The sequence below is a fragment of the Bacillus sp. AFS037270 genome (assembly GCF_002585305.1).
Genome location: NZ_NUNF01000102.1, coordinates 1 through 11,990 on the forward strand (window position 1 = coordinate 1; position 11,990 = coordinate 11,990).

General features: G+C 40.1%; 7 protein-coding genes. 3 read left to right on the forward strand and 4 right to left on the reverse strand.

Features of this window, described 5'->3' with window-relative positions; genetic code table 11:
- Positions 1-423 precede the first annotated feature (423 nt).
- Entirely contained in the window at positions 424-3,672 is a 3,249-nt protein-coding gene (locus COD92_RS30120; RefSeq protein WP_098996808.1) for a winged helix-turn-helix domain-containing protein, read from the reverse strand.
- Positions 3,673-3,779: 107 nt separating this feature from the next.
- Entirely contained in the window at positions 3,780-4,532 is a 753-nt protein-coding gene (locus tag COD92_RS30125) for a glucose 1-dehydrogenase (RefSeq protein ID WP_098533499.1), read from the reverse strand.
- 160 nt (positions 4,533-4,692) lie between these two features.
- Here COD92_RS30125 and COD92_RS32405 point away from each other — a divergent pair, with 160 nt between their 5' ends.
- Together COD92_RS32405 and COD92_RS30130 are read left to right on the forward strand one after the other, a co-directional pair.
- Positions 4,693-4,836, forward strand: a complete 144-nt coding sequence (locus COD92_RS32405; protein WP_176541464.1) for a hypothetical protein — start codon at positions 4,693-4,695, stop codon at positions 4,834-4,836.
- A gap of 60 nt (positions 4,837-4,896) precedes the next feature.
- Positions 4,897-7,449, forward strand: coding sequence for a putative bifunctional diguanylate cyclase/phosphodiesterase (locus tag COD92_RS30130; RefSeq protein WP_098533497.1), 2,553 nt, complete (start codon positions 4,897-4,899; stop codon positions 7,447-7,449).
- Positions 7,450-7,478: 29 nt separating this feature from the next.
- Here COD92_RS30130 and thrB read toward each other — a convergent pair whose 3' ends face one another.
- Positions 7,479-8,387, reverse strand: coding sequence for a homoserine kinase (thrB, locus tag COD92_RS30135; protein ID WP_098533495.1), 909 nt, complete (start codon positions 8,385-8,387; stop codon positions 7,479-7,481).
- A 93-nt stretch (positions 8,388-8,480) separates the two neighbouring features.
- Positions 8,481-9,776 carry a homoserine dehydrogenase gene (locus COD92_RS30140; protein WP_098533493.1) on the reverse strand — a complete coding sequence of 432 codons (1,296 nt, stop codon included), beginning with the start codon at positions 9,774-9,776 and terminating at the stop codon, positions 8,481-8,483.
- Positions 9,777-10,174: 398 nt separating this feature from the next.
- Here COD92_RS30140 and serA point away from each other — a divergent pair, with 398 nt between their 5' ends.
- Complete coding sequence (serA, locus tag COD92_RS30145; RefSeq protein WP_098533492.1) at positions 10,175-11,809, forward strand: phosphoglycerate dehydrogenase; 1,635 nt, start codon at positions 10,175-10,177, stop codon at positions 11,807-11,809.
- The last annotated feature ends 181 nt before the right edge of the window (positions 11,810-11,990 follow it).

Sequence of the window (11,990 nt, forward strand, 5' to 3'; positions counted from 1 at the left end):
GCCGGCCGAAAGGTTTGTTTTTAACCTTTTGGACGGATTGGCTTATGGCCTCGAGGGGCTAGGCGCTGGAGCTGGACGTGTCTAAACCTGTAAAAAATTATCACAAGTAGTAAATCTATAATTTCTTAGATCACAAGAAAAGCATAAGCGCCTTGACAGGGGCCACAGGCATAAGACGAGCCGGCGAGAAGGCTGCCCTTTAGCCTTCTTGACGGATTGGCCTAAATGTGGAGGCGACTGTTTTGGGACTCTAGGCTAAGACGCACCCTGCAAGAAGGCGCTTTTTGCCTTCTTCAGGGGGTGGCTTATGACTCGAGTCCCAAGGAGCCGCAACTGGATANNCCCGAGCCCCTAGGCGCTGAAGCTAGACAACAAGAAAAGCGGAAGCGCCTTGACCAGGGGACGCAAAAAACAGCCCTAATCCTAAGGCTGTTCAATCGAATTTAAGATACTTTCGGATTCAATGATCATTTGATACATATGCTTGGTTGGTTCTAATGGAGTTACACCGAGTTCTTCCTCGAGTACTTCTTTACATCTTTGATACCACTTCATCGCTTGCGGGCGGTTATTTTTTCGATAATAACAGTACATTAATAAGCGGTAGGCCTCTTCCCAGGTTCGATCCCGTTCCAAGATTCTTTCACACCAATTGATTGCAGCGTCATATTTTTCAGATCGTACCATCAACTGCGCCATTTTCTCCGCACCCCGTAAAAAATATACGGCCATGCTCTCTCTTTTACTAATACACCAATCATCATAACGACGGTCTGGAAGATAATCACCATGATAGAACGATAATCCTCTCTCTAGGAATGGAATAGCCTTCTCCGGTCTATTTTCTTCTAGTCCAGCTTCAATTAATTCTTTAAATTGTGTCGTATCCATTTCAATGACTGCATCCGGGTTTAATCCATAAAACATCCCTTCTCTAATCACGAAAAAGGGTGCGGCACGTGCCTTACGGTGCGGTTCAAGCACATTATGGAGGCAATTAAGTGCGACTTTAAAATCACGGTCCGCACTTTTTTTCTCCTGATTAGGCCAGAGGAGCCCAATAATTTCATCCTTGGCCATTAATTCGTTTACCGTAATCAATAATTGAAAAAGCTCCTTAGCCTTTTCTCTTTGCCATTCTTTGTCGCCCACCTCTTTTTCACCAAGCCATAATTTGAAATGCCCCAATGTCTGAACTCGGATGGAATAACCCGGATGAGCATCATATTCAGTTATTCCCATATCCTGCAGGATTTTCTTGACATAGGATGATTGAATCTCTTCTTTCAAACATTCAATTAACAGTGGCACATAGATTTGTAAATCTCTCGGGCTAAATATTGTCCTTTTGTGAAAAAAAAATTCATATTCGTGGATCTGCACCAAGTTTAAAAAGGCTTTTATTGCTTCTTTAAACAAACCTGGCTGTTTTTCAAGGTAAAAGACGTAGGCAAGCCAAAACTTACCTAACATTTGTCCATAGCAATCCTCACATCGCTCAAAAAGTACCTCTGCTCTCCTTAGGAAATCTAGTGCCTTAGGAACCCGCTCATTATATATACAGGCAATTCCCATACAAAGGGTTATAAGTGATGAAAGCCACACGTCATGGACCTTTTCAGTTTCCTGTAGGGCTTTCTTGCCGGCCTCTACCCCCCGCTCCAATTCCCCCCTAGTCCCGTACAAAATACACAAGCCCATCAAGGGCTCTGCTTTCCCTCGGTCAACATGGATTTGTTCCATGATTTCTAAAGCGGTTTGATAGCAGCTCTCTGCTAAACTCGAATCATACTTATTCAATATTTGTACGGCATGCCCCATGCGAATCCAACCGCATGCCTCCACATATGGGGCTTTATAGCTGATACCCTGCTGAATCCCTGCTTGGGCAAGGTCCTTTGCTTTTAAGCCTTCTCCCATAAAGGCTTCGATTAAAGCGAGTAATAAGTCGGTTTCGCGGTGGGATTGCGGCAATGTATTGACAGTTGAATCCTTTAATTCTTCTTTTTTTAGGAGAAGAACTTTCTTTGCAGTCTCAAAACGGCCCGTTCTTAAGTATAATCTGGCTTCTAAATTCCCATCAGAATGAGGTACTTTTGCTTCCTTAGCTTTTTGTATCCACTTTTCCGCCTCTGATGCTTTACCAGAGTTTAGTAGATTCTCAGATAACAATTGATATAATTTCCCTTTATCGTGATCTGCTCCCGGCCGTTTTTCCCGTTGAAAAATCGCCTCATATAAAAGTTTTTCCGCATGATGAGGCTGTATGGTATCGAGGAATATCTTTGCTTTTCCTTCTAACGCCAAGCTCATTCCAAGATGATCTTGTTTTTTTTCCGCACCAGCATAGGCCTTATCGTAACATTCCTGTGCCTCCTGATAGTGTGATCGATAGCGATGAATTTCCGCTTTTAAATACCAGAGAAGATAATAAGGCTCCATGTCTTCTTCTGATAAGAGGATTAATTGATCGTACAAGCTTTCCAATTTTCCACTTTCGAGCATCCGCAGACCATTTTCTTGTAAAATAGAACAGATTGCCTTGTGGTGATTAATTTTTTTATAATGATGAAGCGCTTTCTCCCATTGATGTTTTCGCTCATAATAACGGGCACAGCGTTCGTGGAGACCCATATAGGCAGTCACATTATTTTTCTGAAAAATATCTTCAAGGAATTCTTTAAATAAGGCATGGTAACGATAATGGGTTCGCCCAATCTTTTGGATAAATAAATTGCGGTCTTTAAGCTGCTCAAGTAAACTTGAGGCTCCGTTAAGTCCAATCACTTCATCACAAATTTCTTCCTCAATTTCCTCAAAGATGGAAGTTTGCTCGAGAAATTGTTGAATCATAGGCGGCTGTTTCGAAAAAACTTCCATGACTAAATACTGAAAAAAATCTTGGAGAGATTGAGAGGAATGTTTAAAAATCTTAGGTTTGTCGTTTTGTAATGGTATTTGCGTGGCAATCATGCAAAGGGCAATGATCCAGCCCTCTGTTATTTCATATATGGAATGCAGATACTCTGCCTCAATCTCTAATCCATAAAGATCCGTTAACAATAATTCCATTTCTTCTATCGTTAAAACTAAATCTTCCCTTGTTATTTCTAATAATTGGCCGCACACCTTCATTTTGGTTAAATGCCTCCAGTTAGGACGGCTGCGGCTCGAAATAACAATATGTAAATTAGCTGGGATATGCTCTATCAGTTTTTCCATCCAACTATTTATCGTATAAGAATGTTCAATTTGGTGGAAATCATCCAAGATAAGCGTAATCTCGGCATTACACTCGAGAATTTCGTTAATAAAAAGGGAACATAAAATACTTAATTCCTCTTCGCGGATATAACGTTCAATGTTGTCCATATAGGCTGATAACTTTGTTCCAAAAGAAGGCTCTACCTGTTGTATCGTTTGTAGCAGATAGGATAGGAAGGTCAGGATGTCATCATCCAAGGATGAAATAGAGTACCAGCATCCCTGATGCTTTTCATCCCTCAAAAATAATGCGAGTGCCGTACTCTTTCCAAAACCAGCTCCGGAATGAAGAAGAGTCAAGGGAAACTCAAGAATCGTTTTCAATTTTCGAGTAAGCTGTGCCCTCCTAATAAAATCATCCTTTACAACAGGGATTCGCAGCTTTGATTGAATAATTGGTAGCTTCATCTTCAACCCCCTTCCCTTTTTCTTACTATTTACACTATTTTACCATATTTAGAACAAGCAAGGTAACCTTCTTTTATGTAGTAATCTTTAACGAGTCTTATTTAAATTCATTCCTCTACATAAATCATTTTTCTGGTCATTCCTCCGTCGACCACTAAATTAACGCCGGTCACAAAATCATTATCAGGATTCGTTAGATAGAGGCAGGCACGGGCAATATCACTAGGTTTGCCGACACGTCTTGATAAATGCTGTTCATGGTCAGCATGTGAAAGTTCAGCCTCATCACCATTGTGGATCCAGCCCGGAGAGATTGCGTTAACGGTTATCCGATCTTGACTAAATGAAGCAGCGAGCGCATGCGTAATCGCGACAATTCCCCCTTTAGAGGCTCCATACGCTTCGGAGTTAGGCTCTGACATTAAGGCACGCGTTGAAGCAATGTTCACAATCGCACCGCCAGTTGGATTCTCTCTCATATATCGGGCTGCTTCCCGTGAGCAAAGGAAAACACTGCGTAAATTGGTGTTCAGACAATCGTCCCACTCCTCAATTGTTAAATCATAAGGAGATTTAAATACACCTTTTCCGGCATTATTGATTAGGATATCGATTCTTCCAAATGTCTGGTTTGCCACTTCAAACAAGTGAATAATGTCCTTTTCGTTTCGGACATCTGTTTTTACAAAAAGGGCCTCTCCACCCTGCTTTTTAATTTCAGTCTCAGTTCTTTCTCCAGTTTCAGATTCTACATCTGCCAAAATGACTTTTGCACCTTTTTTTGAAAAGGCAGCAGCTACTCCACGGCCAATTCCTTTCGCTCCACCTGTTACCACGACAACTTTATTAAGAAAATCCACTTATTTTTACCTCCTTTGTTAAGCTCTTACCTTTTCTTTATAGCATAGTCAGAAATATAGACACAAAGTTTTTGGATTAAATGGATACTTTTTCTAAGTAATAAAACTTCCAAACCGGAAAAAACTACAAAAAAAGGAATAATGAGAAAGGTGACTGATTATGGCAGAAAAATGTTTTTATTGTACAGAGGATATTGAGGAAAGACAATTGCATTATGTCCCATTTGTTTCCAAGAATCAGGAAAGAGATGAAGCGCTATGTGATGAATGCTACCAGGAATGGCTGCATGGGATAAAGGGGTAATTATTTAATCTCAAGGTAGTTATAATCACCTCTAAAGTCAGCTACTGGAGTGTGGCATCATTGTCGATCAAGAAAAAAATACCCTTGATATTTTTTCTGCTCGTTTTGTTTATTTTATTAGCGAATAATACCTTTCATTATTTTTGGTCGAAAAGCCAGCTGCTAGAATATAACGAACGAGAAATCTCTGTCATTACAAATGAAGTCTCGTTCCAAGTGAAAAAAACAAGAGAGGGTTCCTTATATGTAGAGAATATTCTGGGGAGAGACTTGAGAATTGCATCCCTTGCAATCAAACAATCTCTTCCTCCAACCTATCAGGAAATTACCAACGATCAATTAAAAAAACTAGCTGGTGAGGTCCGTGTATCTCACATCACCTTATTAGCCAAAACTCCGGGCGATATTATTGGTGTCCGTTCATCTGACCCTGAAGAAATTAACATGTCAACAAAAGGCTGGGGCTATTGGTATGACGCCTACCAACAATTGTTGGCACTAAAACCTGTCAATGTAGGAAAAGGGTTAACATTACCGCACTATTGGTCTGGCCCCATTGAAATTGCTTCATCCGATCCTGATCATATTGATAAATGGGGCTATTATTATGATGGGACAACAAACTATATCATCAATCCCTATTTTCGGGATAATGAAGTTTTGGAGTTTGAGCAACGATTTGGTCCCGGGAAAATCATCGAAGGTTACACAAAGGAACGAGGCATTTTAGAAATATCCGTATTTAATCCCAAAAACTTTGGGAAAAAGAGTGAAGTGGTTCACCTAAACGGAAATAGTTATATTCGCATTTCAGCTAGACCTATTTGGTATGGTACTTATAAATACCGCAATATCGAGACAGATGCTGCCTATATTAAGAAGGCAGTCAATACAAAAAAAGTGCAATCATACAATGATACCCTTAACAAGAAAAGTGTTTTAAAAACATTTGTTCCTGTCTTCCCGAAATCGGGTCAGCCCTTCGTTATTGGCCTTGCCTATAATTATGGCCTTATTCAAGATGAGCTTAGACATGAACTATTTATGCATATTCTCCTTTCGCTCGCCATCATGCTGATCGTTTTAATTGTCAGTTTTATTTTTTCCCGTTCGATTACTGAGCCAATTGGTTATATTGTTGAACAAGTTAATGAGATTGCTCAAGGAAACTTCGGCAAGCACTTTCACTTAAACCGAAAAGATGAATTAGGCCTTCTTACCGAAAATGTAAATGCGATGTCGACCGATTTACATCGTTATGTCGAGGACTTACAGCAAAGTAAAGCACTGATAGAATATCAGGCAAACCATGATCCATTAACCGGGTTATTAAATAGACGGTTTTTACAAGAAAAATTGAGCAGCATTATGATTCAGGCAGATGAAAATAAGGAAACTGTCTCCGTTTTGTTCATTGACATGGATCGTTTTAAACAAGTAAATGACTCTTATGGACATAACAAGGGTGACGAACTCCTAAACATTATTGCAGCAAGGGTAAAGAATTGTCTTGATTCGGAAAAAAGTATCTTAATCAGGCAAGGTGGAGATGAATTTATTATCCTTCTCCTCTCCCATGATAAAGAGGAAACAAAAGCGGCGGCCGAAAGGTTAATTGAAACCCTGAAAAAACCTTACATGATAGATGGTAATGAATTTTACCTGGGCGCCAGCATAGGAATTAGTCTCTATCCGGAGCATACAAACAACATGGACACACTGATTAGCTATGCAGATATGGCTATGTACAATGCCAAGAAGAACGGCGGAAATAAAGCCATCTTCTATTCGGAAAAATCGATGCATTCAGATATTGATAGACCTCGGCTTGAAGCCCATCTTAGAAGGGCGATTGAGAATAAAAAAATTGATGTGTTTTATCAGCCTAAGATTAAAGTGGATACTGGGGTTGTTTTTGGGGCAGAAGCTTTGGTGAGATGGACAGACGAGGAATTCGGAAATGTCTCACCGGTCATTTTTATCCCTATAGCTGAGGAAACAGGATTTATCCAGCCGCTTTGGGAACTTGTCATGGAAAAGGCCTGTGAACAAGTGAGTAAATGGAATCAAACTCGTTCGCACCCTTTATCGGTCTCGGTCAACTTTTCAGCACGGCAATTTCAGGAACCAGACCTAATGCTGGAAACGGTTAAGAAAATTCTTGCCGAGAAAAATCTCCCGCCGCACCATTTTGAGATAGAAATAACGGAGAGTATCCTGTTAAATAATTCAGCTGAAATTGTCCAATCACTTCAAACACTGCAAAATCAAGGCATTTCCATCTCTATTGATGATTTTGGGACAGGCTATTCATCGCTAAGTTATTTAAAGGACCTTCCGATTAACACATTAAAAATTGATCAATCCTTTATCCAAAACATTAATGAGGGCTTAGAAAATACAGAAATACCTGAGGCGATTATTAATCTGGCCCGCGGCCTCCATTTAGATGTAATTGCAGAAGGTGTGGAAAAAGAACATCAAAAAGAATTTTTGCTTACAAAAAATTGCGTCCTTATGCAAGGGTATTTGTTTAGCAAGCCTTTAAGCAGTGCTGAGTTTGAGAAGTTTCTTTTCGATTTTGAAACAGGTAAAGGAAAAAAAACACAATGAAAAGGGCAGCCCATTAGCTGCCCTTACACTTACTTTACTAATTCTATCACACTGCTGCCAATATAATCGATTAATAGCTTTTTGGCAGTCATGGCAGGAAATCCCGTTTCCAAGGCCTTCACAAGTCCAGCCGCTCTGCCCTTTTCGGTAAAACAAATCATCGTTGGTCCAGCTCCGCTTAATGCGGTCCCGAATGCCCCGTTGGCTTTAGCCATTTGTTCAATTTCATCATAGCCTTGAATAAGCGATTTACGATATGGCTGATGGAAACGATCACTCTCCATCATTTTTCCGGCAAGCTCCCAATTCTGCGTTAATAGGGCGCCTACTAATAGGTTGGCAGTCGAAGAGGCCTCAATCGCCTCCTGACGAGTATAAGATTCCGGCAACACATCTCGAGATGCCTTTGTTAGCAGGATTTCCTGCGGAATAAGGACCACCACTTCGATCGGTAGGTTTGTAAATGATAGCATATCTACTTCATTTTGCTTATAACAGCCAATAACAAGCCCTCCATAAATCGATGCTCCGACATTATCCGGATGTCCTTCCCATTCTGTCGCGTGAAGGAGCTTTTGTTGTTTCGTTAAGTGTAAGCCGCCCACTGCATCCGCCAGCTCAATCCCTGCTACAATGGCCGATGCACTAGAACCAAGCCCTCTCGCTAACGGAATATCACTCTCAACCTTGATTTTACAAGGAGACAGCTCCACACCATAGTGAGCTGCTGTTTGAAGGGCAACCTTTACGATATAGTTATCTTCACCCGTAGGGAAGTCTTTTAGCTCCTCACAAAAGGAATAGCAATGCCATTCTTTACTTTTCTCTATTTCTAAGGTCAAATACAAATCAAGCGCAAGACCCATTGAATCAAAACCTGGGCCAAGATTCGCTGTACTTGCCGGGACCTTAATCATCATACGGTCACGAAGTGTCATGCGTGTACAACTCCTTGAAAATGTTCTGTAACTGCCCTTTTAAGCGTTAGGGAGTTGGATAGAGCTACTATGAATCAAGTAACCCTTGCCCTATCATAGTGATTTTCTTACCACTCTATAGGCACTTTTTATTTCTTTAACTGCATGTAAATCATTTAATTCAAGTAGAATTTTATCATAATTTGTTAACGAAGCCTTGTGTGTCACTAGCACAATCTCAGATGTTTCATGTTTCTTAATCGGAAGCTGGAGAATTTTCTCAAAACTTACACCGTATTTGGCAAAAATAGAGGTAATATCAGCGAATACTCCTACCTCATCCTGCACATGAATCCGTAAAAAGTATTTCGAAAACTTCTCTTCGTTTTCCTTTAGCATTTTCGGATATTGCGGTGTTACAGCACTCCTGCCATTTACACCAAGCCTTAAATTCTTAATGACACCAACTAAATCTGAAACAATGGAAGTTGCTGTCGGCAGGCTTCCTGCCCCAGGGCCGTAAAACATCGTTTCACCTACTGCTTCCCCGTACACATAAACAGCATTGTATTCATTTTGTACAGAAGCAAGCGGGTGATTATTCGATAAAAAGGTAGGGGCGACACTCACTTCTACCTTTTCCCCTTCTCTGTGAGCAAATCCGATTAATTTCATGGTATAGCCGAGTTGTTTCCCGTAACTTAAGTCTTCTTCTGTCACGCTAGAAATACCACTGACCTTAACATCGTCTAAATCAATATGCATCGAAAAGCCTAGCGTTGCAAGAATGGTCATTTTTCTTGCTGCATCTAATCCTTCCACATCAGAAGTTGGATCTGCTTCGGCAAAGCCAAGTTCTTGTGCCTCTTTTAAAACTTCTTCATAGGAGCGGCCTTCATCACTCATTTTGGTTAAAATATAATTGGTTGTACCATTAACGATCCCCATCATTTGCGTAATCCGATCGGAAGCAAGACCATCGACCAGCCCACGTAAAATAGGAATTCCTCCAGCAACACTTGCTTCGTAATACAAATCGCAGCCATATTCTGAAGCAACGGTTAGCAATTCTGATCCGTGTAAGGCCATTAAATCTTTATTCGCCGTGACGACATGTTTACCTTGCCTGAGGGCTGTTAGTAAATAATCTTTTGTTTCTTGGACCCCACCCATTACCTCTATTACTACATCAATATCTTGATCCAAAATGATCTCTTCCGGATTGGATGTTAAAATAGTAGGATCAACATAAACCGGTCTGCTTTTATGTACATCTTGTACAAGAATTTTTTTTATGACAACCGGACACCCCACTTGGTGGATTAATTTATCTTGGTGATTTTTAATAATTTGTACTACGCCTGAACCGACGGTACCTAATCCTAAAAGACCAATCGAGATTGCTTCCATGTTTTCTCCTCCTACACTGTCTACCTGTAACGTACAATTGTTTTTATATAGTAGACATTATATGATGCTCTTTACTTTTTTACAATAGATTTATTTTCTATACATTTTACTCTAACCGCTTAAAGCCTTGCTGTAAATGGGTTACTACTAACTTGTAAAATTTTTCTGAATTAAATAAGTATTTTTTAAAATTAGCCTTTACAAGAATGAAAGAGTGGCTGTAGAATAAACCCTATATTCGGCTGATTTTTGAAATTTCAATCTATTTATGTTATCTTATAAATGAAAAGTAATGATAAAGACGGCCCACGTTCATTCACGTCCCTCATAATAAGGCAGCTTTGTCTATTATGAGGGGCGTTTTTATTTACTAAAACAAAACATTGGAGGAATCGATCATGTATAAAGTATTGGTAACAGATGGGATTAGCAATACAGGTTTAAAAAGCTTACTTGATCATCCAAATTTTGTAGTAGAAAGACAGCCAACTTTGCCAACAGAGGAATTGAAAAAAATTTTTGGTGATTACGATGCATTGATTGTGAGAAGCCAAACAAAGGTTACAGAAGACTTGCTTTTATCCGCTGATAAACTTCAAGTAATTGCCAGAGCAGGTGTTGGAGTGGACAACATTGATGTAAATGCAGCTACACGCAAAGGGATTATTGTGATTAATGCCCCTGGTGCGAACACGATGGCTGCTACAGAGCATACATTAGCGATGATGTTAGCTTTAGCAAGAAAGATTCCTCAAGCCCATCAAAAAACAGCTGCCGGCGAATGGGACCGCAACTCCTTTAAAGGAGTTGAATTGTATAAAAAGACCCTTGGTGTCATCGGGATGGGGAAAATTGGTACTGAAGTGGCCAAACGGGCTAAAAGCTTTGGCATGAACATATTAGCATTTGACCCTTATCTAACAGAGGAACGTGCTAAAAAATTAGGTATGACAAAAGCAAGCTTAGATTTAATTGCCGAGGAGTCGGATTTCATTACAGTTCACACCCCATTAACAAATGATACAAGAGGTCTTATCAACGATGATTATTTAAGTAAAACAAAAAAAGGTGTCCGAATTGTCAACTGTGCCCGCGGCGGAATCATTGATGAAAAGGCTTTAGTGAGAGCCATTCAATCAGGACATGTAGCAGGTGCTGCTCTTGATGTATTTGAAAAAGAACCGGTTGCCAATGAAGAATTACTGCAAAATCCAAATATCATTGTCACACCGCATCTTGGTGCCTCAACTATAGAAGCACAGGAAAAGGTAGCCCAAGAGGTGAGTGCAGAAATCATTGAGATTTTTGAAAAGCAATCGATTCAGAATGCCGTTAATATGCCACAAATGTCAGGGGAAACACAAGCAAAGCTTCAGCCTTACCTATTGTTAGGTGATCAAATGGGGCAGCTAGTAATTCAATTATTAAATAAGCAGGCACCCTCAAAGATTGAAATCAATTATTATGGGAATCTAATTGATGAAGATACAGAGTTACTAACGCGTACTCTATTAAAAGGAATTTTATCCTATCATTTAAGTGATTCTGTCAATCTAATTAACGCCCTCCATTTGCTAAAAGAACAAGGGGTTTCCTATAATGTTGTCAAGCATGCGACGAATAAAGGCTTTGCTAATTATATGGAATTAAGTGTGTCTAATGACCAAGAAACAGCCAAAATCGGCGCTACGGTTCTAAATGGTTATGGAGCTAGAATTTTAAAAATTAATCAATACCGGATTGATGTGAAGCCGGAAAAATATCTCTTGTACATTAAACACCGCGACGTACCAGGCATGATTGGTAAGGTCGGATCTTTACTGGGTGACCATGATATCAATATTGGTACAATGCAGGTTGGCCGTACAGAGGTTGGCGGGGAAGCAATCATGGTATTAACCTTAGATAGAACGTTAAGTGCAAATGTTATCAAAGTCTTAAAATTAATTGATGGCTTACAGGAAGCACAGGTCCTTGAGTTAACCACCGTTGGTTCTTATGAGTCTGAGCACGAAAAGGTAGAAAGTATTTAAGAAAAGAGTAAGGCGCTTAGACTTCGGCGACAAGCACAAGACGAGCCGGCCGAAAGGTTGTTCTTTAACCTTTTGGACGGATTGATCTAAATGTGGAGGCGACTGTTATGGGACGTAGGCATAAGACGCACCCTGTAAGAAGGCGTTCTTTGCCTTCTTCAGGGGGTGGCTTAGACTTGCG